The sequence below is a fragment of the Streptomyces sp. NPDC051578 genome (assembly GCF_044454045.1).
GTDB lineage: Bacteria > Actinomycetota > Actinomycetes > Streptomycetales > Streptomycetaceae > Streptomyces.
Map to the genome: position 1 here is coordinate 84,285 of NZ_JBITDH010000001.1, position 25,226 is coordinate 109,510.

General features: G+C 71.5%; 26 protein-coding genes. 10 read left to right on the forward strand and 16 right to left on the reverse strand.

The window, feature by feature from the left end; genetic code table 11:
* The first annotated feature begins 9 nt into the window (after nucleotides 1–9).
* Together ACIA6C_RS00410 and ACIA6C_RS00415 are read left to right on the forward strand one after the other, a co-directional pair.
* A complete protein-coding gene (locus ACIA6C_RS00410) occupies nucleotides 10–1,851 on the forward strand; it encodes an endonuclease/exonuclease/phosphatase family protein (RefSeq protein WP_399271843.1) in 1,842 nt (613 codons plus the stop codon).
* Between the two features lie 267 nt (nucleotides 1,852–2,118).
* Nucleotides 2,119–2,373, forward strand: coding sequence for a hypothetical protein (locus tag ACIA6C_RS00415; RefSeq protein WP_399271845.1), 255 nt, complete (start codon nucleotides 2,119–2,121; stop codon nucleotides 2,371–2,373).
* A gap of 99 nt (nucleotides 2,374–2,472) precedes the next feature.
* Here ACIA6C_RS00415 and dapD read toward each other — a convergent pair whose 3' ends face one another.
* The gene (gene dapD / locus ACIA6C_RS00420; protein ID WP_366083465.1) at nucleotides 2,473–3,453 is read right to left on the reverse strand and encodes a 2,3,4,5-tetrahydropyridine-2,6-dicarboxylate N-succinyltransferase; all 981 of its coding nucleotides are present in this window, start codon (nucleotides 3,451–3,453) and stop codon (nucleotides 2,473–2,475) included.
* Between the two features lie 9 nt (nucleotides 3,454–3,462).
* The gene (locus ACIA6C_RS00425; RefSeq protein ID WP_399271847.1) at nucleotides 3,463–4,734 is read right to left on the reverse strand and encodes an MFS transporter; all 1,272 of its coding nucleotides are present in this window, start codon (nucleotides 4,732–4,734) and stop codon (nucleotides 3,463–3,465) included.
* Between the two features lie 81 nt (nucleotides 4,735–4,815).
* Here ACIA6C_RS00425 and ACIA6C_RS00430 point away from each other — a divergent pair, with 81 nt between their 5' ends.
* A complete protein-coding gene (locus ACIA6C_RS00430; protein ID WP_399271849.1) occupies nucleotides 4,816–5,697 on the forward strand; it encodes a winged helix-turn-helix transcriptional regulator in 882 nt (293 codons plus the stop codon).
* A 95-nt stretch (nucleotides 5,698–5,792) separates the two neighbouring features.
* On the opposite strand, the gene ACIA6C_RS00435 is transcribed toward ACIA6C_RS00430, so the two are convergent.
* From ACIA6C_RS00435 to ACIA6C_RS00485, 11 genes are all read right to left on the reverse strand, one after another.
* Entirely contained in the window at nucleotides 5,793–6,317 is a 525-nt protein-coding gene (locus ACIA6C_RS00435; RefSeq protein ID WP_399271851.1) for a TetR/AcrR family transcriptional regulator, read from the reverse strand.
* Nucleotides 6,317–6,640 carry a DMT family transporter gene (locus ACIA6C_RS00440; RefSeq protein WP_399271853.1) on the reverse strand — a complete coding sequence of 108 codons (324 nt, stop codon included), beginning with the start codon at nucleotides 6,638–6,640 and terminating at the stop codon, nucleotides 6,317–6,319. Before ACIA6C_RS00440 ends, ACIA6C_RS00435 begins: the two co-directional genes overlap by 1 nt.
* A 52-nt stretch (nucleotides 6,641–6,692) precedes the next feature.
* A complete protein-coding gene (locus ACIA6C_RS00445; RefSeq protein WP_399271855.1) occupies nucleotides 6,693–8,063 on the reverse strand; it encodes a hypothetical protein in 1,371 nt (456 codons plus the stop codon).
* 195 nt (nucleotides 8,064–8,258) lie between these two features.
* Nucleotides 8,259–8,603: a metal-sulfur cluster assembly factor gene (locus ACIA6C_RS00450; protein ID WP_215020285.1), complete on the reverse strand. Its 345-nt coding sequence runs from the start codon at nucleotides 8,601–8,603 to the stop codon at nucleotides 8,259–8,261.
* Complete coding sequence (sufU, locus tag ACIA6C_RS00455) at nucleotides 8,600–9,061, reverse strand: Fe-S cluster assembly sulfur transfer protein SufU (protein WP_361137940.1); 462 nt, start codon at nucleotides 9,059–9,061, stop codon at nucleotides 8,600–8,602. Before sufU ends, ACIA6C_RS00450 begins: the two co-directional genes overlap by 4 nt.
* 52 nt (nucleotides 9,062–9,113) lie before the next feature.
* Nucleotides 9,114–10,370: a cysteine desulfurase gene (locus ACIA6C_RS00460; protein ID WP_361137939.1), complete on the reverse strand. Its 1,257-nt coding sequence runs from the start codon at nucleotides 10,368–10,370 to the stop codon at nucleotides 9,114–9,116.
* Nucleotides 10,367–11,134 carry a Fe-S cluster assembly ATPase SufC gene (gene sufC / locus ACIA6C_RS00465; protein WP_361137938.1) on the reverse strand — a complete coding sequence of 256 codons (768 nt, stop codon included), beginning with the start codon at nucleotides 11,132–11,134 and terminating at the stop codon, nucleotides 10,367–10,369. Before sufC ends, ACIA6C_RS00460 begins: the two co-directional genes overlap by 4 nt.
* Nucleotides 11,135–11,141: 7 nt before the next feature.
* Nucleotides 11,142–11,459 carry a bifunctional 3-phenylpropionate/cinnamic acid dioxygenase ferredoxin subunit gene (locus ACIA6C_RS00470; protein ID WP_361137937.1) on the reverse strand — a complete coding sequence of 106 codons (318 nt, stop codon included), beginning with the start codon at nucleotides 11,457–11,459 and terminating at the stop codon, nucleotides 11,142–11,144.
* Complete coding sequence (gene sufD / locus ACIA6C_RS00475) at nucleotides 11,459–12,637, reverse strand: Fe-S cluster assembly protein SufD (protein WP_361137936.1); 1,179 nt, start codon at nucleotides 12,635–12,637, stop codon at nucleotides 11,459–11,461. Before sufD ends, ACIA6C_RS00470 begins: the two co-directional genes overlap by 1 nt.
* A 79-nt stretch (nucleotides 12,638–12,716) precedes the next feature.
* Nucleotides 12,717–14,132 (reverse strand): Fe-S cluster assembly protein SufB, encoded by a 1,416-nt coding sequence (sufB, locus tag ACIA6C_RS00480; RefSeq protein ID WP_361137935.1) that lies wholly within the window; start codon nucleotides 14,130–14,132, stop codon nucleotides 12,717–12,719.
* Nucleotides 14,129–14,887, reverse strand: coding sequence for a winged helix-turn-helix transcriptional regulator (locus ACIA6C_RS00485; RefSeq protein WP_366080385.1), 759 nt, complete (start codon nucleotides 14,885–14,887; stop codon nucleotides 14,129–14,131). Before ACIA6C_RS00485 ends, sufB begins: the two co-directional genes overlap by 4 nt.
* Nucleotides 14,888–15,091: 204 nt before the next feature.
* Here ACIA6C_RS00485 and ACIA6C_RS00490 point away from each other — a divergent pair, with 204 nt between their 5' ends.
* The 5 genes from ACIA6C_RS00490 to ACIA6C_RS00510 all read left to right on the forward strand — a co-directional run bounded on the left by ACIA6C_RS00490 (nucleotide 15,092) and on the right by ACIA6C_RS00510 (nucleotide 18,997).
* Nucleotides 15,092–16,018, forward strand: coding sequence for an ABC transporter ATP-binding protein (locus tag ACIA6C_RS00490; RefSeq protein WP_399271859.1), 927 nt, complete (start codon nucleotides 15,092–15,094; stop codon nucleotides 16,016–16,018).
* The gene (locus ACIA6C_RS00495) at nucleotides 16,015–16,782 is read left to right on the forward strand and encodes an ABC transporter permease (RefSeq protein ID WP_361137932.1); all 768 of its coding nucleotides are present in this window, start codon (nucleotides 16,015–16,017) and stop codon (nucleotides 16,780–16,782) included. The genes ACIA6C_RS00490 and ACIA6C_RS00495 overlap by 4 nt, the downstream gene beginning before the upstream one ends.
* 84 nt (nucleotides 16,783–16,866) lie before the next feature.
* Nucleotides 16,867–17,736 carry a hypothetical protein gene (locus ACIA6C_RS00500; protein ID WP_399271861.1) on the forward strand — a complete coding sequence of 290 codons (870 nt, stop codon included), beginning with the start codon at nucleotides 16,867–16,869 and terminating at the stop codon, nucleotides 17,734–17,736.
* Between the two features lie 15 nt (nucleotides 17,737–17,751).
* Nucleotides 17,752–18,003, forward strand: coding sequence for a hypothetical protein (locus ACIA6C_RS00505; protein ID WP_399271863.1), 252 nt, complete (start codon nucleotides 17,752–17,754; stop codon nucleotides 18,001–18,003).
* Nucleotides 18,004–18,007: 4 nt separating this feature from the next.
* Entirely contained in the window at nucleotides 18,008–18,997 is a 990-nt protein-coding gene (locus tag ACIA6C_RS00510; protein ID WP_399271865.1) for a heme A synthase, read from the forward strand.
* A 50-nt stretch (nucleotides 18,998–19,047) separates the two neighbouring features.
* Here the strand turns inward: ACIA6C_RS00510 and ACIA6C_RS00515 are convergent, their stop codons facing one another.
* From ACIA6C_RS00515 to ACIA6C_RS00525, 3 genes are all read right to left on the reverse strand, one after another.
* Nucleotides 19,048–20,169, reverse strand: coding sequence for an amidohydrolase family protein (locus ACIA6C_RS00515; RefSeq protein ID WP_399271867.1), 1,122 nt, complete (start codon nucleotides 20,167–20,169; stop codon nucleotides 19,048–19,050).
* A gap of 163 nt (nucleotides 20,170–20,332) precedes the next feature.
* Nucleotides 20,333–20,647, reverse strand: coding sequence for a hypothetical protein (locus tag ACIA6C_RS00520; protein ID WP_366080379.1), 315 nt, complete (start codon nucleotides 20,645–20,647; stop codon nucleotides 20,333–20,335).
* Between the two features lie 84 nt (nucleotides 20,648–20,731).
* The gene (locus tag ACIA6C_RS00525; protein WP_399271869.1) at nucleotides 20,732–21,679 is read right to left on the reverse strand and encodes a heme o synthase; all 948 of its coding nucleotides are present in this window, start codon (nucleotides 21,677–21,679) and stop codon (nucleotides 20,732–20,734) included.
* Nucleotides 21,680–21,950: 271 nt separating this feature from the next.
* Between ACIA6C_RS00525 and tkt the strand changes: the two genes are divergently transcribed.
* Both tkt and tal read left to right on the forward strand, forming a co-directional pair.
* A complete protein-coding gene (gene tkt / locus ACIA6C_RS00530; RefSeq protein ID WP_399271871.1) occupies nucleotides 21,951–24,071 on the forward strand; it encodes a transketolase in 2,121 nt (706 codons plus the stop codon).
* Between the two features lie 34 nt (nucleotides 24,072–24,105).
* A complete protein-coding gene (gene tal / locus ACIA6C_RS00535) occupies nucleotides 24,106–25,224 on the forward strand; it encodes a transaldolase (RefSeq protein WP_361137925.1) in 1,119 nt (372 codons plus the stop codon).
* Nucleotides 25,225–25,226 lie beyond the last annotated feature (2 nt).

Sequence of the window (25,226 nt, forward strand, 5' to 3'; positions counted from 1 at the left end):
TTCCTGCCCATGCGCTCCACGCATCCCCGTTCCGCCGCCATCGCGGCCCTCGTCGCCACGGCCCTGGCCACCGGCCTGCTCGCGGGCTCCGCCGACGCGGCCGAGGGCGCCGCGTCCGCCGATCCGGTACGCATCCACGACATCCAGGGCACCACCCGGATATCCCCGCTCAACGGCAAGCAGGTCACCGGCGTCGAGGGCATCGTCACCGGCGTGCGCACGTACGGCTCGCGCGGCTTCTGGATGCAGGACCCGGACGCCGACGACGACGCCGCCACCAGCGAGGGCATCTTCGTCTTCACGAGCTCGGCGCCCACCGTCGCGGTCGGCGACGCCGTCAAGGTGAACGGCACGGTCGGCGAGTACGTCCCGGGCGGTCTCTCCTCCGGCAACCAGTCGGTCACCCAGATCTCCAAGCCGGCCGTCACCGTGGTGTCCTCCGGCAACGCGCTGCCCGAGGCCGTCGCGATCAACGAGTACAGCGTCCCCGCCGAGTACGCCCCGGCCGGTGACGCGGCCGCCGGCGGCAGCATCAACGGCCTGACGCTGGACCCCTCGCGGTACGCCCTGGACTACTACGAGTCCCTGGAGGGCATGAACGTCCGCATCGGCACCTCCCGCGTCGTCGGCGCCACCGACCCGTACGCGGAGCTGTGGGTCACGGTGAAGGGCTGGGAGAACACCGCCAAGCGCGGCGGCACGGTCTACGGCTCCTACGAGTCCCAGAACACCGGCCGGCTCCAGATCCAGCAGCTGGCGCCCCTCGCGCAGCAGCCCTTCCCGGTGGCGAACGTCGGCGACAAGCTGACCGGCACCACCGAAGGCCCGCTCGACTTCAACCAGTTCGGCGGCTACACCCTGGTCGCGCGCACCCTCGGGCAGGTGCAGGCGGGCACGCTGGCCCCCGAGAAGACCAAGGCGCAGGCGCCGGGCGAGCTGGCGGTGGCGACGTACAACGTCGAGAACCTCGACCCGACCGACCCGCAGTCGAAGTTCGACAACCTGGCGAAGGCGGTCGTCGAGAACCTCGCCTCCCCCGACATCGTGGCCCTGGAGGAGATCCAGGACGACAACGGCGCCAAGAACGACGGCACCGTCTCGGCGGAGCAGACGCTGACCAAGTTCACCGCGGCCATCGCGGCGGCGGGCGGCCCCGCCTACCAGTGGCGGACCATCAACCCCGAGAACAACAAGGACGGCGGCGAACCAGGCGGCAACATCCGCCAGGTGTTCCTGTTCAACCCGGCCCGCGTCTCCTTCACCGACCGTGCGGCGGGCGACTCCACGACCGCGACCGGTGTGATGACGGAGAAGGGCCACGCGGCCCTCACGCACTCCCCCGGCCGGATCGACCCGGCGAACCCGGCGTGGGCGGACAGCCGCAAGCCGCTGGCGGGCGAGTTCGTCTTCCGCGGCCGGACCGTCTTCGTGATCGCCAACCACTTCACCTCCAAGGGCGGCGACGAGGGCCTGACCTCGGTGCACCAGCCGCCGGTGCGTTCCTCGGAGGCCAAGCGGCTGCTCCAGGCGCAGGCCGTCAACGGCTTCGTCAAGGAGATCCTGGCGACGGAGAAGAACGCCGACGTCCTCGCGGTCGGTGACATCAACGACTTCGAGTTCTCGGGGACGGCGAAGGCCCTGGAGGACGGCGGCGCGCTGTACTCGGCGATCAAGTCACTGCCGAAGGCGGAACGTTACTCCTACGTCTACCAGGGCAACGCCCAGGTGCTGGACCAGATCCTGACGAGCCCGGCGGTCAAGAACTTCTCCTACGACAGCGTGCACATCAACGCCGAGTTCTCCGCCCAGAACAGCGACCACGACCCGCAGGTGCTGCGCTTCCGCCCGTGACCGCGGACCGCGGGCGGCCCGGTGCGCTCTCCCGCCCGGACCGCCTGTCCCACCGCGGGGCCGGACCCGGCGCGTCGGGTCCGGCCTGCGCGTTCTCCCGGCCGGGGGGACCGGGAGGGCGGCGGGGGCGAGATGGGGACTTTCGCCCCTGGCGTGACGCTGGCCACATCCGTACCCATTCGGGCCGGGTTGTGGTGTTGAGTATCCCCACGCCTGACCACCCGGGCCCGCGCCCGGTCCCGTCCCGCCGCACTCCCGGAGGACCGCGTGTTCCCCTCCATCTCCCTCGCCCAGGAAATCGGCCTGGCCGTACTCCTCGTGGCCGCGCTGGTCTGGGTCATGAGCCTCGGCCGCCTGCTGTGGGACAGCCGGTTCCATCCGCCGGAGCCGGTCGTGCGCGAGGGTCTCGCGGCCATCCCGGGCCAGCGCGGCCCGGCCGGCCATCCGCTGGAGACGGTCGAGCTGACCGAGGAGGAGGAACAGGCCTTCGCGGGCCTGATCCGCACCATCGCCCTCCACTGACCGCCCCGACCGCGACTGACCGTTCCGTCACGCGCGAACGCCCTCCCACCCCGCTCGGGGGTGTGGGAGGGCGTTCGCGCGTACGGCCCGGAAACCGGGTCAGTTGTGGCTGTGCAGGACCTCGTTCAGGCCGCCCCAGACCGCGTTGTTCGGGCGGGCCTCGACGGCGCCGGTGACCGAGTTGCGGCGGAAGAGGATGTTGCTCGCGCCCGAGAGCTCCAGCGCCTTGACGATCTGGCCGTCCGGCAGGGTGACCCGGGTGCCCGCGGTCACGTAGAGGCCGGCCTCGACGATGCACTCGTCGCCCAGCGCGATGCCGACGCCGGCTTCCGCGCCGACCAGGCAGCGCTCGCCGATCGAGATGATCTGCTTGCCGCCGCCCGAGAGGGTACCCATGGTGGAGGCGCCGCCGCCGATGTCGGAGCCGTCGCCGATCACGACGCCCGCCGAGATGCGGCCCTCGATCATGGAGGTGCCGAGGGTGCCGGCGTTGAAGTTGACGAAGCCCTCGTGCATGACGGTGGTGCCCTCGGCGAGGTGCGCGCCGAGGCGGACGCGGTCGGCGTCGGCGATGCGCACGCCCTTGGGGGCGACGTAGTCCGTCATCCGCGGGAACTTGTCGATCGAGGTGACCTGGAGGTGCAGGCCCTCGGCGCGGGCGTTCAGCCGGACGGTCTCCACCTGGTCGACGGCGACCGGGCCGAGGGAGGTCCAGGCGACGTTGGCCAGCAGGCCGAAGATGCCGTCCAGGTTCTGGCCGTGCGGCTTGACCAGGCGGTGGCTGAGCAGGTGCAGGCGCAGGTACGCGTCGTGCGCGTCGAGCGGCTTGTCGTCGAGCGAGGCGATCACGGTGCGGACGGCTACGACCTCGACGCCGCGGCGCGCGTCCGGCCCGACGGCCTTGGGCGCGGCCTCGCCCAGGAGCTCCGCGGCCTGCTCGGCGGTGAGGCGCTCGGTGCCGGCCGGGCCGGGCTCGGCGACCAGCTCGGGGGCGGGGAACCAGGTGTCGAGGACGGTGCCGTCGGCGGCGAGGGTGGCAAGTCCGGCGGCGACGGCGCCGGTGGTACGCGTAGCAGTCATATCCGAAACCTAACCGGCCAGGGCCTGCGGTTGCGAACCGGTCTCATGTGCCGGGCGCGGTGTGTCCTCCCCGGCGCCGCGGCCTTCGCCCCCGCCCGCGCCCCGCAGTCGCGCCTGCCGCGCCGATGCCCAGTACACCGCCCCGCCGGCGCCGGCCGCCAGCGCCGCGCACAGGGGCCAGAGCAGCCCGGGCGCGGCGGAGTACAGCGCTCCGCCCAGCGGCGCGCCGAGGACGACCCCGCTGACCGAGACCCCGGCGTACAGGCTCTGGAAGCGCCCGGCCGCGTGTTCCGGCGCCTGGTCGGCGACGTAGGCGGTGGCGGTGGTCTTGTAGAGGATCTCCCCGAGGCTCAGCAGCACCATCATGGTGACGGCGCTCGCCGCGCCCGCCCCGGCCAGGAGTGCCGCGTACCCGGCCGCTACGAGCAGGAGCCCGGCGGCGATGACGGGCAGCGGCGGCCGGTTGCGCAGGGCGAGCGCGGCGGGCAGCTCCAGCAGCAGGATGACGCCGCCGTTGAGCGCGATGACCAGCCCGAAGGCGCTGACGTCGAGGCCGTGGTCGGCGAGGAAGACCGGGAAGGTCCCGTACTGCTGGCGGTAGACGAGGTCGGTGACGAGGATCGCCGCGAGGAGGACGACGACGGCCGGGCGCGCCCTCAGCTCGGCCCGGATGCCGCGGCCCCCACCCCCGTGCGGGGCCGCGGCGGCCTTGGAGGCGCCGCGGGCCGGGACGACGCGGGCGGTCCAGACGGCGAAGAGGAGGGTGCCGATCCCGTCGGCGACGAAGAGCCAGTCGTAGGAGAAGGCGCTCGCGACCAGGGCCCCCAGCGGCGGCCCGAGGGTGAAGCCGCCGTTGGAGACGCAGCGCACCACGGCGAAGGCCTGCCGGCGGGCCCCTTCGGGCACGGTGGCGGCGACCAGGGCGGAGTTCGCGGCGCGGATCACCCCGGAGGCGTACTGGGCCACCGGCAGGGCGGCGTACAGCAGTGGCGTGGACAGCAGCGGGAAGGCCGTGAGGGTGAGGCCGCCGAGGCAGGCCGCGGCGAGGAGGACCCGGCGGTGGCCGAAGCGGTCGCCGTACCAGCCTCCGGTGAAGTTGCCGGCGACCATGCCGACCCCTCCGATGCCGACGGCGACACCCGCCTGGGCCGCACCCAGGCCGCGCGGGCCGGACAGGTACAGGAAGACGAAGACGAACGTGAAGCTGACGACGGCGTTGGCGAACACCCCCGCGGCCAGCAGCCACACCACTCTCGGTACGTCCTTGAACCCTTGCGGCACCGCGATCCCCCCGGGTCAGTTCCTTTTGGGAACTTACCATGTCAGCATGACAGCCTCGGGTCAACGGACAAAGGAGTTCCCATGGCCCAGCGCACCGCCCTCGGCGACGCCGACTGCTCCGTCGCCCAGGCCCTCGACGTCGTCGGGGACTGGTGGACGCTGCTGATCGTGCGTGACGCCGCGCGCGGCGTGCGCCGCTTCGAGGAGTTCCAGCGCGAGTTGGGGATGTCCCGCAAGGTGCTCGCCGAGCGGCTGAAACTGCTCGTGGAAGCCGGGGTGCTGGCGCGCACGCCGTACCAGGAACGCCCGGTGCGGCACGAGTACCGGCTGACCCCGCGCGGGCGGGGCCTGCTGCCGGTGCTGGTCGCCCTCCAGGACTGGGGCGACACCTGGATCCTCGGAGAGGGAGAGATGACGGCGACGACCGAAGAAGCCTCGCGCGAGGCGGTACGGGTGCACGCGCTGCGCGGCACGCGACTGCCGGAGCTGTTGCTGCCCGACCGCTTCGGGGAGCTGCGCGACCCGGTGGCCGACACGCCGTTCACCGTCCTGTACTGCTTCCCGGGCGCGTACGCCCGCGCGGAGTCCTACCCTCCGGGCTGGGCGGGGATCCCGGGGGCGAAGGGCTGCACGCTGGAGTCGTGCACGTACCGCGACCAGCTGGCGGGGTTCACCGCGGCGGGGGCGACGGTCCACGGCGTGTCCACCCAACGTCCCGATGAACAGCGGGAGTTCGCGGAGGCGGAGCAGCTGCGGTTCCCGCTCCTCTCGGACGCGGGCCTGGAGCTGGTGGCGGCCCTTCGGCTGCCGACCTTCCGGGCGGCGGGGGTGAGCCGGATCAAGCGGCTGACCCTGGTGGTGGACCGGGAGCGGACGGTGCGCGAGGTGTTCTATCCGATCCGGGACATCGAGGCGAGCGTCCGGGCGGCCCTCGGCGCGGTCCGCGCGCCCGGCCCGGCGTAGCGCCCGCGCAGCCCCGACCGGGCGGCCCCACCACCGTCCCCGCGTAGCGCCGGCGCAGCCCCGACCGGGGCGGCCCCTGCCGCGCCCGGCCCGCCCTAGGGACGCAGCACCCGCGACAGCAGCTCGTGCGCGCCGGGCTCGTCGTACTCGGCCTCCGTCAGCAGCACCTGGAGGCTGATGCCGTCCATCACCGCCGCCACCGCCCGGGCCGTCGCCGCGTCCACCCGCCCGCCGAGCGCCGCCACCACCGCCCGGCGCCACTCGGCCGCCACCGGCCGCAGCGCCGGCTTGCGCAGGGCGGCCAGGTACAGCTCGTACTCCAGCTGCGCCCGCGCCCGGTCCGCCGTCAGGAACTCCCCCAGCCGGCGGGCCAGCGCGGCCGCCAGGTCGCCGTCGCCGAGGTCGGACAGCGCCACCGCGAGGCCTTCGCCGGCCTGCCGCAGCGCGGCCACCAGCAGCTCGTCCAGCGTCGCGAAGTGGTACGTGGTCGACCCCAGCGGCACATCGGCCTCCGCGGCCACGCTCCGGTGGCTCAGGCCCGCGATGCCCTGGGCGCCGACCAGCCGGATCGCCGCGTCGATGATCCGCTGCCGCCGGTCGGGGTCGTAGCGGCGGCCCATCAGTGGGCCGCCCCGCCCAGGTTGAGGAGGACCACCCCGCAGATGATCAGCCCTATCCCGGCGATCTTCGCGGCGGTGGCGGCCTCCCCCATGAACACCATCCCGATGGCGGCGATGGCGGCCGTGCCGACCCCGGCCCATATCGCGTAGGCCGTCCCCACCGACATCGACTTCAACGTCTGCGCGAGCAGGGTGAAGGCGATGAGGTACCCCAGCAGCGTGCCCAGCGAGGGCCACAGCCGGGTGAAACCGTCGCTGTACTTCATGGCGGTGGTCCCGGCCACCTCGGAGGCGATGGCCGCCGCGAGCAGTACGTAAGGCATGCGTACAACTGTACGCACGCCTTGCGTACACCCGGCGTACACAGCGGCGGCGTCAGTTCAGCGTGAACCAGGCCGCGCGCGACTTCTTCCACTCCGGGTGCGTGAGGTCCTTGGCCTCGACCCCGTCGCCGTACAGGTCCGCCGATCCGTTGTCGGTGATCAGCTGCACCCGCGCACCCGGGAGCGAGAGGTCCGGCACCTCCACGATGGCCTCCCAGCCGCCCGGGTCGGTCGTCGGCAGGTCGGCCCGCTTGACGGGGGCGTGGCCGGGGACCCCGTCCCACTGGTAGAGGGCGTAGGGGTCGGAGTTGTCGTCGGCGGCCCAGGAGCCGGCCAGGATCAGGTACTGGTCCGCCGCGTTCTTGCGGATGTCCCGGACGGCGAGCCCGCCCAGGTCGAGCTCGACGCCGCTGCCGAAGACCGCCTTGGCGCCACTGGAGAGCACCTTGTCGAAGTTGGCCACCGGCACGAGCAGCGCCTTGCCGCCCGGCACGGCGGGCGCCAGCGGGGCCCGGAACCCCAGGTAGGCGGTGGTCGTGGAGCCGGGCGCGAACTCCAGCCCCTCGACGTTGAACCCGTCGATCTGCTTGGGCGCCTCGCCGGCCGCAGTCCCGGCGGCGAAGCCGTACCGGTTGCCGTTCGCCTTGTCCCAGGCCACCAGGTCGTCGCGGAGCTGCTTGTACGAGCGCCCGTACGCGAGCTGCGTACTCGCCCCGGAGCCGCTGAGGGTGGTGGTGAACACCGTGTTGCGGGGCGCCTTGTACTCGCCGTCCTTGTTGTTGCCGAGCGAGCCGGTCCAGTAGACGGTGTCGCCGATCCGGGTCGCCCCCTCGATGTCGACCTCCTTGGTGACACCGAGCTGCGAGCTGAAGTCCCAGGTCCTGACGGGAGCGGCGGAGCGCGCACGGTCGTAGAGGCGCAGCACGTTGCTCTCGTCGTCGGCGACGACGGTGTAGCCGCCGCCGACGTCCACGGCGGCCGAGGAATCCGAGGCGCCGCTGAGGTAGCGGGCGTCGGACGGGTTCTGCACCGCCGCGGAGGCCGCGTAGGACAGCGTCCTGGTGGCGGTCTTGCCGCCGAGTCCGGTCACCTTGACGGTCAGGTCGGTGTAGCCGCGGCCGCGTGCGGTGACGGCGAGCTGCCGTACCGCGCCGGCCCCGGTGACCGTGACGTCGCCGGTGCCGGCTACGGAGGCCTTGCTGGACGCGGAAGCGCTGACGGTCAGCGCGGAGACGTCCGCGCCGCTCTGTGCGACGGTCACGGCGACGGTCTGGTCGCCGACGCCGCCGACGGCGCCCGAGAGGTACGAGGCGGACAGCGCGATGGTCGGCGTGCCGTAGGTGACCGCCTGGGCCGGCACGACGGTGACCGTCCCGGCGACGACGAGCGCCGCGATCCCTGCGATACCGAGCTGCTTCTTCATCGAAAGACCCCCACGACCGGAACCGGTGGCTGCCTCGTGCGGCAGCCGCCTTGAAGATTCGGCCACCGTGGCCAACTTCCGGTGCACTGCGCCCGTCCGCCGGAAGAACAGCGCGGGCCCGCGGCGGCGCCGGGCCCCGGGACGGCGAAGGCCCCCGGCACGATGGTGCCGGGGGCCCTCACACGCACGGAGCGGTCAGACGTTGAAGCCGAGCGCGCGCAGCTGCTCGCGACCGTCGTCGGTGATCTTGTCCGGGCCCCACGGCGGCATCCAGACCCAGTTGATCCGGAGCTCGTTGACGATGCCGTCCGTCGCCGACTTCGCCTGGTCCTCGATGACGTCCGTCAGCGGGCAGGCCGCCGACGTCAGCGTCATGTCGAGGGTGGCGATGTTCGCGTCGTCGACGTGGATGCCGTAGATCAGGCCCAGGTTGACGACATCGATGCCCAGCTCGGGGTCGACCACGTCGTAGAGGGCCTCGCGGACCTCTTCCTCGGTGGCCGGCTTGATCGACGCCTCGGGCGTCGCGTTCTCGGTCATGCCGTCTTCCTCTCGGCGTCGCCCAGGGCCTGGGCGGTCGCGTCCTTCCACGCCATCCAGCTCAGCAGAGCACACTTCACCCGCGCCGGATACTTGGAGACGCCGACGAACGCGACCGCGTCCTCCAGCACCTCCTCCATGGCCTCGTCGGGCTCGGTCTTGCCCTTGGACTGCATCATCTCCAGGAACACTTCCTGGATCTTCCGCGCCTCGGCCAGTTCCTTGCCGACGAGCAGCTCGTTCAGTACGGACGCGCTGGCCTGGCTGATCGAACAGCCCTGGCCCTCGTACGAGACGTCGGTGAGCGTCTCGCCGTCGTACTTCACACGCAGCGTGATCTCGTCACCACAGGTGGGATTGACGTGGTGCACCTCGGCGTCGCCGTCGCGCAGGCCACGCCCGTGCGGGTGCTTGTAGTGGTCCAGGATCAGTTCCTGGTACATCGAATCCAGCTTCACAGCGTCCTCGTCCGCCTCATCGTCGTCCGCCTCTTCGTCGTCCGACTTCTCGTCACCCGAAGAAGTTCCGTACGTGCTCCAGCCCGTCGATCAGCGCGTCGACGTCGGCGGGAGTGGAGTACAGGTAGAAAGACGCTCGCGTCGTCGCGGGAATTCCGTAGCGCAGGCAAACCGGGCGCGCGCAGTGGTGGCCCACGCGGACGGCGATGCCCTGCTCGTCCAGCACCTGCCCGACATCGTGCGGGTGGATGTCCCCGAGGACGAAGGAAATCGCGGCGCCGCGGTCCTCGGCCGTGGTGGGGCCGATGATCCGCAGGTCGGGGACCTCGGCGAGGCGCTTGACCGCGTACTCGGTGATCGCGTGCTCATGAGCGGCGATCTTGTCCATGCCGATCGCGGTCAGGTAGTCCACGGCCGCGCCGAGGCCGACGGCCTGGGCGATCGGGGGCGTACCCGCCTCGAACTTGTGCGGCGCGGGAGCGTACGTCGAGGCGTGCATCGACACGGTCTCGATCATCTCGCCGCCGCCGAGGAACGGGGGCAGGTCCTCCAGGAGCTCCTGGCGGCCCCACAGGACGCCGATGCCGGTCGGGCCGCACATCTTGTGGCCGGTGAAGGCCACGAAGTCGGCGCCGAGCGCCTGCACGTCCAGCGGCATGTGCGGGGCGGCCTGCGAGGCGTCGATCAGCACGAGGGCGCCGACGTCCTGGGCGCGCCGGACGATCGCCTCGACCGGGTTGACCGTGCCCATGATGTTGGAGACCAGCGTGAAGGAGACGATCTTCGTCTTCTCCGTGATGACCTCTTCGATGTTGGACAGGTCGAGCCGTCCGTCGTCGGTGAGGCCGAACCACTTGAGCTTCGCACCGGTGCGCTGCGACAGCAGCTGCCACGGCACGATGTTGGAGTGGTGCTCCATCTCCGTGATGGCGATCTCGGTCTCGCGGTCGACCCGGTAGGGCTCGTCGGCCCAGCCGAGCATGTTCGCGACCAGGTTGAGCGACTCGGAGGCGTTCTTGGTGAAGATCACCTCGTCGCGGCTCGGTGCGTTGATGAAGGCGGCGACCTTGTCGCGGGCGCCCTCGTACAGCGCCGTGGCCTCCTCGGCGAGCACGTGCACGCCACGGTGGACGTTGGCGTTGTGCTGCTCGTAGTACTCGTTCAGCGCATCGAGCACCTGGCGCGGCTTCTGCGAGGTCGCCGCGTTGTCCAGGTAAACGATCTTCTTCCCGTCGTGGACCACACGATCCAGCAGGGGGAAGTCCTTGCGGATCGCCTCGGTGTCGAGGAGGCCAGGCAGCTGTGTCACGCGGTCGCGCCACCCTTCGTGCTGTACGCCTCGTAGCCTTCCGCCTCCAGCTTGTCGGCGAGCTCGGCGCCGCCGGACTCGACGATGCGGCCTTCCGAGAAGACGTGGACGAAGTCGGGCTTGATGTAGCGCAGGATCCGCGTGTAGTGCGTGATCAGCAGCGTGCCGACCTCACCGGTCGAACGGACGCGGTTGACGCCCTCGGAGACCTGGCGCAGGGCGTCGACGTCGAGGCCGGAGTCGGTCTCGTCGAGGATCGCGATCTTCGGCTTGAGGAGCTCCAGCTGGAGGATCTCGTGGCGCTTCTTCTCACCGCCGGAGAAGCCCTCGTTGACGTTGCGCTCGGCGAAGGCGGGGTCCATCTGGAGCTGCTCCATGGCGGACTTGACCTCCTTCACCCAGGTGCGCAGCTTCGGCGCCTCGCCGCGGATCGCGGTGGCCGAGGTGCGCAGGAAGTTGGAGACCGAGACGCCGGGGACCTCGACCGGGTACTGCATGGCGAGGAAGACGCCGGCGCGGGCGCGCTCGTCGACGGACATCTCCAGGACGTCTTCGCCGTCGAGGGTCACGGTGCCACCGGTGATGGTGTACTTCGGGTGACCGGCCAGCGAGTACGCCAGCGTGGACTTGCCGGAGCCGTTGGGACCCATGATGGCGTGCGTCTCACCCTGCTTGACGGTGAGGTCGACGCCCTTGAGGATCTCGCGGGCGCCGTTTTCGGCCTCGACGGAGACGTGCAGGTCGTGGATTTCAAGCGTTGCCATGGATACCTCAGGACTCCTGGGTGAGGGAGACGAGCACATCGTCCCCTTCGATCTTTACGGGGTATACGGGGACGGGGCGCGTCGCGGGCAGGCCGGACGGCTTTCCGGTGCGCAGGTCGAAGGACGAGCCGTGCAGCCAGCACTCGATCATGCAGTCCTCGACCTCGCCCTCCGAGAGCGAGACGTTCGCGTGCGAGCAGATGTCGTTGATCGCGAACACCTCCCCTTCGGCGCGGACGATGGACACCGGCGTGCCGTCGAGCTCCACCCGCTTCGGGGTGTTGTCCTCCAGCTCGCTCAGGGCGCAGGCCTTGACGTAGTTCATCAGACGGAACCCTGGAGCTCGGCCTCGATCTTGGCGAGCAGGCGCTCCTCGATGTCGGGGACACCGATCTGCTGGACGAGCTCGGCGAAGAAGCCGCGCACGACCAGGCGCCGTGCCTCGTCGGCCGGGATGCCCCGGGCCTGGAGGTAGAAGAGCTGCTCGTCGTCGAACCGGCCGGTCGCGGAGGCGTGTCCGGCGCCGACGATCTCGCCGGTCTCGATCTCCAGGTTCGGCACCGAGTCCACCCGGGCGCCGTCCGTGAGGACGAGGTTGCGGTTCATCTCGTAGGTGTCGGTGCCCTCGGCGCTCTTCTGGATGAGCACGTCACCGATCCAGACGGCGTGGGCGTCGTCGCCCTGGAGGGCGCCCTTGTAGACCACGTTCGACTTGCAGTGCGGGGCGTCGTGCGTGACCAGCAGGCGGTGCTCCTGGTGCTGGCCGGCGTCCGTGAAGTACAGGCCGAACAGCTCGGCCTCGCCGCCGGGGCCCGCGTAGCTGACCCGCGGGTGCAGGCGCACGACGTCGCCGCCGAAGGTGACGACGATCGACTTGTAGGTCGCGTCCCGGCCGACCAGCGTGTTGTGCTGCGAGCAGTGGACGGCGGTGTCGTCCCAGTCCTGCACCGACACGACGGTGAGCTTCGCGCCGTCGCCGACGAGGAACTCGACGTTGGCGGCGCGCACGCCGTCGCCGGTGTGGTCGATGACGATGACGGCCTCGGCGAAGGCCTGCACGTCGAAGACGGTGTGGCCGAAGGTGGTGCCGCCCTCGCCGTGCAGCGAGACGCGCACGGGCTCGTCCAGGACGGCTTCCTTGGGCACGGTGACGACCGTGGCCTTGGTGAAGGAGGAGAACGCCTGGGCGGCGACGCGGTCCACGGGGGCGCCCGCCTTGCCGATGCGGGCGTCATCGCGCTCGACCGACTCGATCGTGACGACGTCGGGGGCGTCGATCTGGGCCTTCATCGTGCCTTCTGCGACCGCGGTGCCGTCGTGCAGACCGCGCAGACGCGCCAGCGGGGTGAAGCGCCACTCCTCCTCGCGTCCGTGGGGGACGGGGAAGTCCGCCACGTCGAAGGACGGGGGTGCACTCATCCGGGTGGCGACGGTGGACTCTGCGGCCACCGCGATCGCGCCGGCGGTGGTCGAGCCCGCCGGGATGTTCTGAGCCTCAGCCATGGCTGTCGTGTTGCTCACTCTCTTTTGAAGCGCTGCCTGGTCGTGGATTGTGCTGGGATGGCCGGACGGCCGGTCGGGACTATCCGACCGAGCCCTCCATCTGCAGCTCGATCAGCCGGTTCAGCTCCAGCGCGTACTCCATGGGCAGTTCACGCGCGATGGGCTCGACGAAGCCGCGCACGATCATGGCCATGGCCTCGAACTCCGTCAGGCCGCGGCTCATCAGGTAGAAGAGCTGGTCGTCGGAGACCTTGGAGACGGTGGCCTCGTGGCCCATGGAGACGTCGTCCTCGCGCACGTCCACGTAGGGGTACGTGTCCGAGCGGGAGATCGTGTCGACCAGCAGCGCGTCGCACAGCACGTTGGACTTGGAGCCGTGCGCGCCCTCGCCGATCTCGACCAGGCCGCGGTAGGAGGTGCGGCCGCCGCCCCGCGCCACCGACTTGGAGACGATGTTGGAGGAGGTGTGCGGCGCCATGTGGACCATCTTGGAGCCGGCGTCCTGGTGCTGGCCCTCGCCCGCGAAGGCGATGGACAGGGTCTCGCCCTTGGCGTGCTCGCCCATCAGGTAGACGGCCGGGTACTTCATGGTGACCTTGGAGCCGATGTTGCCGTCGATCCACTCCATGGTCGCGCCCTCGTACGCCACGGCGCGCTTGGTGACCAGGTTGTAGACGTTGTTCGACCAGTTCTGGATGGTCGTGTAGCGGCAGCGGCCGCCCTTCTTGACGATGATCTCGACCACGGCGCTGTGCAGCGAGTCCGAGGAGTAGATCGGGGCGGTGCAGCCCTCGACGTAGTGGACGTACGCGTCCTCGTCGACGATGATCAGCGTCCGCTCGAACTGGCCCATGTTCTCCGTGTTGATGCGGAAGTAGGCCTGGAGCGGGATGTCGACCTTGACGCCCTTGGGGACGTAGATGAACGAGCCGCCCGACCACACGGCGGTGTTCAGCGAGGCGAACTTGTTGTCACCGACCGGGATGACCGTGCCGAAGTACTCCTGGAAGAGCTCCGGGTGCTCCTTGAGCGCGGTGTCCGTGTCGAGGAAGATGACGCCCTGCTCCTCCAGGTCCTCGCGGATCTGGTGGTAGACGACCTCGGACTCGTACTGGGCCGCGACACCGGCGACGAGGCGCTGCTTCTCCGCCTCGGGGATGCCGAGCTTGTCGTACGTGTTCTTGATGTCCTGCGGCAGGTCCTCCCAGGAAGCGGCCTGCTTCTCGGTGGAGCGCACGAAGTACTTGATGTTGTCGAAGTCGATGCCGGAGAGGTCGGAGCCCCAGTTCGGCATGGGCTTCTTGTCGAACAGCTTGAGGCCCTTGAGGCGGAGGTTCAGCATCCACTCCGGCTCGGACTTCTTGGCGGAGATGTCGCGGACGACTTCTTCGGACAGACCCCGCTTGGCAGCGGCACCGGCCGCGTCGGAGTCGGCCCAGCCGTATTCGTAGGTGCCCAGGCCATCGAGCTCAGGGTGAGCAGTCTCCGTGGTCATGCGGGGTTCCTCCCGGCCGTGCTTGCAGATACTGATGTGTCGGTCTGTGCGGCGCCTGTGGGGCCGGCGCTTCCGCTTCGCGGAATGAACGTCGTGCACACCCCGTCGCCGTGGGCGATCGTGGCGAGTCGCTGCACGTGTGTCCCGAGCAGGCGGGAGAAGACCTCGGTCTCCGCCTCGCAGAGCTGCGGGAACTGCTCGGCTACGTGTGCCACCGGGCAGTGGTGCTGGCAGAGCTGTTCACCGCTGTGCGGACCGGGAGCGCTCTTCGCCGTAGCAGCGTACCCGTCCGCGGTCAACGCCTTGGCCAGCGCCTCGGTGCGCTCCGCGGGGGCGGCCGCCTCGACGGATTCCCGGTAGGCCTCCGCCTGTGCGGCCATGCGCGCCCTCGCGAAGGCGGCGACGGCCGCCTCTCCCTGCTCGCCCCCGCCGGCGGCCTGCGCGATCCAGCGCATGGCGTCCACGGCGAGCGAGTCGTAGGACTGGTCGAAGGCGTCGCGGCCGCAGTCGGTGAGCGCGAAGACCTTGGCGGGCCGGCCCCGGGTACGGGCTCCGTAGACGCGCTGCTCGCGGGGTGCGACCACGTCGTCGGCGACGAGTGCGTCGAGGTGACGGCGTACGGCGGCCTGGGTGAGGCCGAGGCGCTGCGCCAGGTCGGCGACGGTGGACGGACCGTGGTCCAGGATGGAGCGCGCGACCCGGTCGCGGGTTGACCGCTCCCCGGTTGCGAGCTCCCCCTGGGGGGTCTCGATCATCCGTGCGCCGTATTTCACAACGCCATTGTTGCGTAATTACTCCGGCCCGGACAAGCGGTGACGGACGCCACTCCTGGTGTCCTCCGTCACTAAGGGTTACCTAATCTTGTCAAAAGATCACTCAAAGCCGCACGTGAGAGCGAGTTCCGGCCCCCCGTACCCCACGGCCCGGACGGCCGTCCGGCCCTCCGTAGACTCACCCGCATGAGTAACGACCCCGCCGTGGAGATCCGCGGACTGGTGAAGCGGTACGGCCCGAAAACCGCGGTGGACGGCCTCGACCTCACCGTCCGCAAGGCCTCGGTCACCGCCGTCCTCGGCCCCAACGGCGCGGGCAAGACCACCACGGTGGAGACCTGCGAGGGCTACCTGCGCCCCGACGCCGGCACCGTACGCGTCCTCGGTCTCGACCCGATCGCCCAGGGCCCGGCCCTGCGGCCGCGGATCGGCGTGATGCTCCAGTCCGGCGGCGTCTACTCCGGCGCCCGCGCCGTGGAGATGCTGCGCCACATGGCCGGCCTCTACGCCGACCCGCTCGACGTTCCCACCCTGGTGGAACGCCTCGGCCTCGGCAGCTGCGGGCGCACCCCCTACCGCCGGCTCTCCGGCGGCCAGCAGCAGCGCCTCGCCCTGGCCATGGCCGTCGTGGGCCGCCCCGAGCTGGTCTTCCTGGACGAGCCGACCGCCGGCCTCGACCCCCAGGCCCGCCGTGCGACCTGGGACCTCGTACGGGAACTGCGCACCGACGGCGTCAGCGTCGTCCTGACCACCCACCACATGGACGAGGCCGAACAGCTCGCCGACGAGGTCGCCATCGTGGACGCCGGCAAGGTCATCGCCCACGGCAGCCCCGAGATGCTGTGCCGCGGCGGCGCCGAGAACACCCTGCGCTTCACCGGCCGCCCCTCCCTGGACCTGGCCTCGCTGCTCAAGGCGCTGCCCGACGGCACCCAAGCTGCCGAGCTCAGCGCGGGCGTCTACCGGGTCACCGGGGACGTCGACCCGCAGCTGCTGGCGACCGTCGCGTCCTGGTGCGCGCAGAACGGCGTGATGCCGGACAGCCTCACGGTGGAGCGGCACACCCTCGAAGACGTCTTCCTGGAACTCACGGGCAAGGAGCTGCGCGCATGAGCGCCGGTACGTTCACCCCCCGGCCCGCGGCGGCGCCCGTGGCCCGGATGATCCGGGCGCAGACCGCGCTGGAGACGCGGATGCTGCTGCGCAACGGCGAACAGCTGCTGCTGACCGTGATCATCCCGGCCCTGCTGCTCGTGCTGTTCTCGTCGGTGGACGTCGTGGACACCGGCGCCGGGAAGTCCGTCGACTTCCTCGCGCCCGGCGTCCTCGCGCTCGCCGTGATGTCCACCGCCTTCACCGGCCAGGCCATCGCCACCGGCTTCGACCGGCGCTACGGGGTGCTCAAGCGGCTCGGCGCCTCTCCGCTGCCGCGCCGCGCCCTGATGGCCGCCAAGACCCTGTCGGTGCTGGTCACCGAGGTGCTCCAGGTCGCCCTGCTCACGGTGATCGCCCTGGCGCTGGGCTGGTCGCCGCACGGGAACCCGCTCGCGGTCGCCGCCCTCCTCCTGCTGGGCACCGCTGCCTTCTCCGGGCTCGGGCTGCTGATGGCGGGCACGCTCAAGGCCGAGGCGACCCTGGCCGCCGCAAACCTGGTGTTCCTGCTGCTGCTGGTCGGCGGCGGGGTGATCGTGCCGCTGGACAGGTTCCCGGAGGCGGTGCGCTCCGCACTGGAACTGCTGCCCATATCGGCGCTCTCGGACGGGCTGCGCGAGGTGCTCCGCGACGGGGCGGCGCTGCCCTGGGGCGACGCGGCCGTCCTCGCCGGCTGGTCGGTCCTCGGGCTCGGCGCCGCGACCCGGTACTTCCGCTGGGAGTGAATCCCTTCCCCCGTTCGTTGTCCGGGCACGAGGATGGGCGCCGCCACACATCGGCGACGCACACCAGGACAGCGGGGGCGCGGCATGGGGCAGCGGGAAGCCGTTCTACGGCTGGACCAGCAGTGGGCGAGGGTCCGTTCGGGATCGGCGCAGGCCGGGCCCGGGGAGGCCGACCGGCTCCTGGCCGAGCTGATCGGCGCGCTGCGCGAGCCCGCCCGTACCGACGCCGAGTGCGCCGCGCGGCTGGGCCTGCGCCTGGGTGACCTCGCCGCCCGCCGCTTCGCCGCCGGGGACCGGGCGGGGGCGCTGTCCGCCGTCGAGGAAGCGCTCCGGCACGCCGGGCAGGCGGCCGGGCACGACCCCGAGTACGCCCGCTGGTACGCCCGCTCACTGATCAACCAGGGCGTCTGGCTGTCCTGGCCGCTGAGCGACGCCGACCGGCTGCCCCGCTACCCGCTCGGCGCGGCCGGGGAGAGCGGCCCGAGCGCCATGGAGCGGGCGGCCGGCGAGCGAGCGCGTGACGTGACGCGGGCCGCCGTCGAGGTCTGGGCCGGCCTCGACCAGCACGATCCGGTCAACCGGCGGGGGCTCGCGCAGGCCAAGGTCTTCCTCGGGGACCGTCTCGCCGAGCTGGGCCTCGCCGAGGACGCGGTGGCCTGGGCGGTGGACGCGGAGGCCGGGTTCCGCCGGATCCTGCTGTCCGGGCCGGACCAGGAGGAGGCGCAGGAGGCCGAGGCCGCCCTCGACCACATAGGCCACCAGCTGGAACTGCGGCTGCGCCACCTGTCCTTCGACTCCCTCGCCGGGCTGCGCGCCCAGGGCCTGCTGCCCGGGCGGCTGCTGCCCCGGGCCGTGGTGGCCGCCCGGATCCAGGGCGCCCCGGAAGCGGAGATCGCGGCCCGGCTGGGCCTGGAGCCGGAGCAGGTCGCCACGATGCTGAAGGTCACGCCCTGACTCGCGGTGTGGCGCGTGGAGGTGCGCGGCGCCGATGGGCTGTGGACCGTACCGGGCCGCCCGTGGCAGGGCGCGTCCGAGGTCCGCGACCGGACCGCCGAGGAGGTGGCGGCCGAGCTGATCCACGGGTTCATGGAGTCCGCCCAGTACCCGGGCGACGAGGGCTTCTGGCGCATCCGGGTGTGGTGGCACGAGGAGGGCGACCCGGCGGGCGCGAAGTTCCGCCTGGTCGTCGGCCCCGACGCACCCGTGGGCACCCCCTCGTGAAAGTTTGCACAAGGCGCGGCCTACGATAGGGGCCGTGTTGAACCCCCTCGCCTTCCTCGCCAGCCGCTGGACCCCGTCATCCCGGACCGTCCGGCGGGCCGCGTTCGCCGCGCTCCTCATGAGCGTGGCCATCGTCGTCACCGGCGGCGCGGTGCGGCTGACCGGATCCGGTCTCGGCTGCGACACCTGGCCCAAGTGCACCGGCGACAGCCTCATCGTCACCCGGGAACAGGGATTCCACGGTGCCGTCGAGTTCGGCAACCGCATGCTGACGTACGTGCTCTGCGCGGCCGTCGGCTGGTCCATCCTGGCCGCCCGCTCCGCCAAGCCGTGGCGCCGCTCGCTGACCCGGCTCGGCTGGCTCCAGTTCGCCCTGGTGATGGGCAACGCGGTCCTCGGCGGCATCACCGTCCTGACCGGGCTGAACCCGTACAGCGTGGCCGGGCACTTCCTGCTCGCCACCTCCCTGATCACGGTCACCACCGTCACCTGGCAGCGCACCGCCGAGGGCGACTGCGCGCCCCGGCCCCGGGTGCCCGGCCCCGTGCACAGGCTCGCGTGGGCGCTGGTAGCGGCCACCCTGGTCCTGATCGCGGCGGGCACCGTCGTCACCGGTTCCGGCCCGCACGCGGGTGACAGCAGCGAGATCAAGCGGATGCCGTTCGACTGGGCGGCGACCGCGCACGTCCACGCCGTGACCGCCTGGGTGGTGTGCGCGCTCGCGCTGGCGGTGTGGCTGGTGCTGCGGGTGGCGGACGCCCCCGCCGACACCCGGGCGCGCGCCCGCGACCTGCTGGTCGTGCTGCTCGCCCAGGGCGCCGTCGGCTACGTCCAGTACTTCACCCATGTGCCCGAGGTGCTGGTCGCCGTGCACATGCTCGGCTCCTGCCTGGTGTGGATCTCCGTCGTGCGCGTGGTGCTGAGCCTGCGCGAGCGTCCGGTGGACCGGGCGGACATCCCCGCCCAGGGCGACAGCCAGCTGTCCTCCGTCTGAGCCGGCCCCCGGCCCAGCGCGCGGTCGGGCCCGCCCGTCCCCGCGAGCGCTCAGGCCCGCTCGTCCAGCCGGTAGACGCGGCGGGCGTTGCCCGCCGCGATCATCGCCGCGACGCGGTCCGCGTCCCGCCAGGACCAGGCCCCGTCGCCCACCCAGCCGAGCAGCACCCGGCCCAGCGCCTCGCGGAACACCAGGGCGCCCACCGCGTGCAGCTCGGGCAGCCGCCGGCCCCCGCTGGAGTAGAGCAGCTTCCCGAACGGCGCGAGTTCCAGGAGCTCGGCCAGTACGGCGGCCGCCCCCGCACCGGTCCGCGCGAGGAGCGGCCCCAGGTCGGCGTACACGTGGGGGAACGCCTCGGCCAGCCCGGCGGCGGCGCGGTGGTGCGGGTAGCCGCCGAGGAGCACCAGCGGGACGCCCATGCCCTGGGTGGCCCGTACGAAGCCGGTCAGCAGCGCGGGGTCGGCATGCTCGGGCCGCTGCCCGGGCTCCGCGGCGCCGGTGTGCAGCTGGATCGGCAGCCCGGTCGCGACGGCGCTCCACAGCAGGTGCCGCAGCAGGACGGGGTCGCGTACGGCCCCGCCCTTGGCGCGGCCGGCCAGCCACCGCCCGGCTGCCCCCCGCACCTCGCCCGGTCCGGGCGGTTCGGGCGCCTGGGCCAGGACCGCGGGGTAGCGGGCGCCCGCCCCGCAGGTGAAGGCGACGGCCGCGGTGGCGGCGTGGTGGACGGCCTCGGCGAGGTTGGCGAGGAAGGCGGCGACGGTCCCGGAGGTGTCGGCGACCTGCTCGGCCAGCGGCTCCAGCCGGACGGTCTCGAACGCCTCGGCGTCACCGGCGCGGGCCAGCTCCTTGGGGGCGGTGAGGTCGCCGGGCGCCCCCGTGTCGACGAGGTAGGCGCCGACTCCCGCGCCCCGCAGCAGCAGCCGCCCCACCTCGGTGACGCCGAGCTCGCGGCGCCGGGCGAGGTAGCGGACGGGCGGGCAGTGGGGTTCCAGCCCGAGCAGCGGCGGGCACCAGCGGCGCACGGCGAAGCCGGTCTGCGTGTCGAAGAAGGTGGTGCCCCCGGCGGGCGGGCCGGCCGAGCGGACCAGCTCGGCCTCGAAGGTGCCGAGGCCGAGCTCGGTGCGGAGCACTCCCTGGCAGTACTGGTCCACCAGGGGCGGCGTTTCGATCATCCGGGCATCCCGTTGCGGACGTGAGGAAGCGGCTTCCACACGTCCTAACGGGTGAGCGGCGTGACAGGTGTTGCTCGCGCTGTTGACCGAGCCGCCCCCCTCGCCGTCCGCGGGGGCACCCCCCTTGCCCGTCCGGAGCCGGCACGGGCGAACCGAGCCCCGGTCAGAGCTGGATCCCGGCCATGCGCGACCACTCGTAGGGGCCGGTCTTGACGCGGGCGGCGAACTCGCCGTCGAACTCCTCGTGGAGGGTCAGCCCGGCCTTCTCGGCTGCCTTCTCGGCCGCCGCGTACGTCGGGGCCACCAGGTCACCCCAGCCGCCGTCCGCGCCGACGAGCACGATCCGGGTGCCGGCCTGGCCGATGTGCGCGAGCTGTCCCTCGGCGCCGCCGTGCCGCTTGGCGAACGCGCCGATCTGCCTGGCCAGCTTCGAGGCCGTCCGGTCCTGCTTCTTCGTGTCTGCGGTGGTGTCTGCCATGGACGGCATGCTACCGGCGGGTAATGAACGGTGGAAGCACCAGTGGCGGACGTATCAGCGGAGGAAGCACCAGTTGCGGACGTATCAGCGGAGGAAGGGATCCACGGCCACGGCGACGAAGAGCAGCGACACGTAGGTGATCGACCAGTGGAACAGCCGCATCTCCTTAAGCTTCGCGCCCGTCACCCCCGCCTTGGCCCGCGCGTTCAGCGCGTGCGCCTCCCACAGCCACCAGCCGCCCGCCAGCAGGGCGACCGAGGTGTAGAACCAGCCGGTGTAGCCCAGCGGGGTCAGCAGCAGCGAGACGGCGACCATCACCCAGCTGTAGAGGACGATCTGACGGGCCACGACCTTGTTGCCGGCGACGACCGGCAGCATCGGCACGCCGACCCGGGCGTAGTCGTCCTTGACCTTCATCGACAGCGGCCAGTAGTGCGGCGGCGTCCAGAAGAAGATGACGAGGAAGAGGATGACCGCGGCCCAGGAGACCTCGTTCTTCACCGCCGACCAGCCGATGAGCACCGGCATGCAGCCCGCGATGCCGCCCCAGACGATGTTCTGGGCGGTGCGCCGCTTCAACAGCATCGTGTAGACGACGACGTAGAAGAGGAGGGCGCCGAGCGAGAGGGCCGCGGACAGCCAGTTGATCAGCAGACCGAAGAACAGGGTCGACACGACCCCGAGGGTGATGCCGAAGGCCAGGCACTCGCGCGGGCTCACCATGCCGGTCACCAGCGGGCGCTGCGACGTACGGTCCATCAGCGCGTCGATGTCCCGGTCGATGTACATGTTCAGCGCGTTGGCGCCGCCCGCCGACAGGTATCCGCCGAAACAGGTCGCGAGAACCAGCCACAGGGACGGCACGCCCTGTTCGGCGAGGAACATCACCGGCACTGTGGTGATCAGCAGAAGTTCGATGATCCGCGGCTTGGTCAAAGCCACGAAAGCCATGACCCTGGCCCCGAACGGCCGATGACCGGGAGGGGTCCCCAGCACCCCCGCTGGACGGGATTCGACGGCCGTCACGCACACCCCTGACAGAGAATTCAGCAAGCCGTGGGCAGGAGGCCCGGAAGGCTTGCACGTACTACGCCACTCTAGACGTTGCCCTCACCCCGCCCGGCCCCGGGGTCGCCCCGTGTTGGGCCGATCGGTCCGTGCGCAGGTGAACACCGGTCGGCAACCCGGCGACGCACTACCGGCTCTCGAATAGTGGCGCGCCGTCTCGGGGGTAGGCTCGGAATCGCGCCGGTGCACCGTTCGTCACCGGGAAACAACATGTGGAGAGGAGCCCTGACTCACGGTGAGCACCAAGCCGACCACCACAGAGCTCGAGTGGACCGAACTGGACCAGCGGGCCGTCGACACCGCCCGCATCCTGGCCGCGGACGCGGTCCAGAAGGTCGGGAACGGCCACCCCGGAACGGCGATGAGCCTGGCCCCAGCCGCGTACACCTTGTTCCAGAAGGTCATGCGCCACGACCCGGCGGACCCCCAGTGGGTCGGCCGCGACCGTTTCGTGCTCTCCGCGGGCCACTCGTCCCTCACCCTCTACACCCAGCTCTACTTCGGCGGCTTCGGCCTGGAGCTGGACGACCTCAAGGCGTTCCGCACCTGGGGTTCGAAGACCCCCGGCCACCCGGAGTACGGCCACACGGCCGGTGTCGAGACCACGACCGGCCCGCTCGGCCAGGGCGTCGCCAACGCGGTGGGCATGGCCATGGCCGCCCGCTACGAGCGCGGCCTGTTCGACCCGGACGCCGCCCCGGGCACCTCCCCGTTCGACCACATGGTCTACGCGATCGCCGGTGACGGCTGCCTCCAGGAGGGCATCTCCGCCGAGGCGTCCTCGCTGGCCGGCCACCAGAAGCTCGGCAACCTGGTGCTCCTGTGGGACGACAACCACATCTCCATCGAGGGCGACACGGAGACGGCCGTCTCCGAGGACACCCTCAAGCGGTACGAGGCGTACGGCTGGCACGTCCAGCGCGTCGCCCCGAAGGAGAACGGCGACCTCGACCCGAAGGCGCTGTTCGAGGCGCTCGAGGCCGCGAAGGCCGAGACCGGGCGTCCGTCCTTCATCGCCATGCGCTCGATCATCGCCTGGCCGGCCCCGGACGCCCAGGGCACCGAGGCCGCGCACGGCTCGGCGCTCGGTGACGACGAGGTCGCCGCCACCAAGCTCGTCCTCGGCTTCGACCCGGAGAAGACCTTCGACGTCTCCGACGAGGTCATCGCGCACACCCGCAAGGCGCTGGACCGCGGCCGCGAGGCCAAGGCCGCCTGGGAGAAGGACTTCTCCGCCTGGCGCACCGCCAACCCGGAGCGCGCCGCCGAGTTCGACCGCATCGAGGCCAACGAGCTGCCCGAGGGCTGGGAGGACAAGCTCCCCGTCTTCGAGCCCGGCAAGGCCGTCGCGACCCGCGCGGCCTCCGGCAAGGTCCTCCAGGCGCTCGGCCCGGTCATCCCGGAGCTGTGGGGCGGCTCGGCCGACCTCGCCGGCTCCAACAACACCACCATCGACAAGAACTCCTCGTTCCTGCCCGCGGGCAACCCGCTGCCGGAGGCCGACCCGTACGGCCGCACGATCCACTTCGGCATCCGCGAGCACTCCATGGCCGCGTCCATGAACGGCATCGCGCTCCACGGCCACACCCGCATCTACGGCGGCACCTTCCTGGTGTTCTCCGACTACATGCGCAACGCCGTGCGCCTGTCGGCCCTGATGCACGTGCCGGTCACCTACGTGTGGACGCACGACTCCATCGGCCTCGGCGAGGACGGCCCGACCCACCAGCCGGTCGAGCACCTCGCCTCGCTGCGCGCCATCCCGGGCCTGAACGTGGTCCGGCCGGCCGACGCGAACGAGACCGTCGTCGCCTGGCGCGAGATCCTGCGCCGCCACACCAAGGTGTTCGGCAAGGGCGCCCCGCACGGTCTGGCGCTGACCCGCCAGGGCGTGCCGACCTACGAGCGCAACGACGACGCCGCCAAGGGCGGGTACGTGCTGTTCGAGGCGGCCGGCGCCGACGGCGGGAAGGCCGAGCCGCAGGTCGTCATCATCGGCACCGGTTCCGAGGTCCAGCTGGCCGTCGCCGCGCGTGAGGCGCTGCAGGCCGAGGGCATCGCGACCCGCGTCGTGTCGATGCCGTCCGTCGAGTGGTTCGAGGAGCAGGACCAGGCGTACAAGGACAGCGTCCTGCCGCCGTCCGTGCGTGCGCGCGTCGCGGTCGAGGCGGGCATCGGCCTGACCTGGCACCGCTACGTCGGCGACGCGGGCCGCATCGTGTCGCTGGAGCACTTCGGTGCCTCGGCCGACGCGAAGGTGCTGTTCCGCGAGTTCGGCTTCACCCCCGAGGCCGTTGCCGAAGCCGCCCGGGCCTCCCTCGATGAAACCCGCTGGCTCGCCGCCGCCGCGCGCTGACGCCCTTACACGACCAGTAGGAGATGCAATTCCCATGACAGACGCACTCAAGCGCCTCTCCGACGAGGGCGTGGCGATCTGGCTGGACGACCTGTCCCGCAAGCGCATCACGTCCGGCAACCTCGCCGAGCTGATCGACCAGCAGCACGTGGTCGGTGTCACCACCAACCCGTCGATCTTCCAGAAGGCCATCAGCCAGGGAGACGGCTACGACGGGCAGCTCTCGGACCTCGCCGCCCGCAAGGTGACCGTCGAGGAGGCCATCCGCATGATCACCACGGCGGACGTCCGCGACGCCGCCGACATCCTGCGGCCGGTCTTCGACGCGACCGAGGGCCAGGACGGTCGGGTTTCGATCGAGGTCGACCCGCGCCTCGCCCACAACACCAAGGCGACCGTCGCCGAGGCCAAGCAGCTGGCCTGGCTGGTGGACCGCCCGAACACGCTGATCAAGATCCCGGCGACCATGGGCGGCCTGCCCGCGATCACCGAGGTCATCGGCCGGGGCATCAGCGTCAACGTGACCCTGATCTTCTCGCTGGAGCGCTACCGCCAGGTCATGGACGCCTACCTGGCGGGTCTGGAGAAGGCCAAGGCCGCGGGCCTGGACCTCTCCAAGATCCACTCGGTGGCCTCCTTCTTCGTGTCCCGCGTGGACACCGAGATCGACAAGCGCCTGGACGGCATCGGCACCGACGAGGCCAAGGCCCTCAAGGGCAAGGCGGCGCTCGCCAACGCCCGCCTCGCCTACGAGGCGTACGAGGAGGTCTTCTCCTCCGAGCGCTGGGCCGCCCTGGACAAGGCGCACGCCAACAAGCAGCGCCCGCTGTGGGCCTCGACCGGCGTGAAGGACCCGGCGTACAAGGACACCCTGTACGTGGTGGACCTGGTCGCCCCCGGCACGGTCAACACCATGCCGGAAGCCACCCTGGACGCCACCGCCGACCACGGTGAGGTCAGCGGCGACACCATCCGCGGCACCTACGCGCAGGCGCGCGCCGAGCTGGACGCGGTGGCGAAGCTGGGCATCTCGTACGACGAGGTGGTCCAGCTGCTGGAGGACGAAGGCGTCGAGAAGTTCGAGGCGTCGTGGAACGACCTGCTGAAGTCGACCCAGGCGGAGCTTGAGCGCCTCGCCCCCGCGGAGGACTGAGT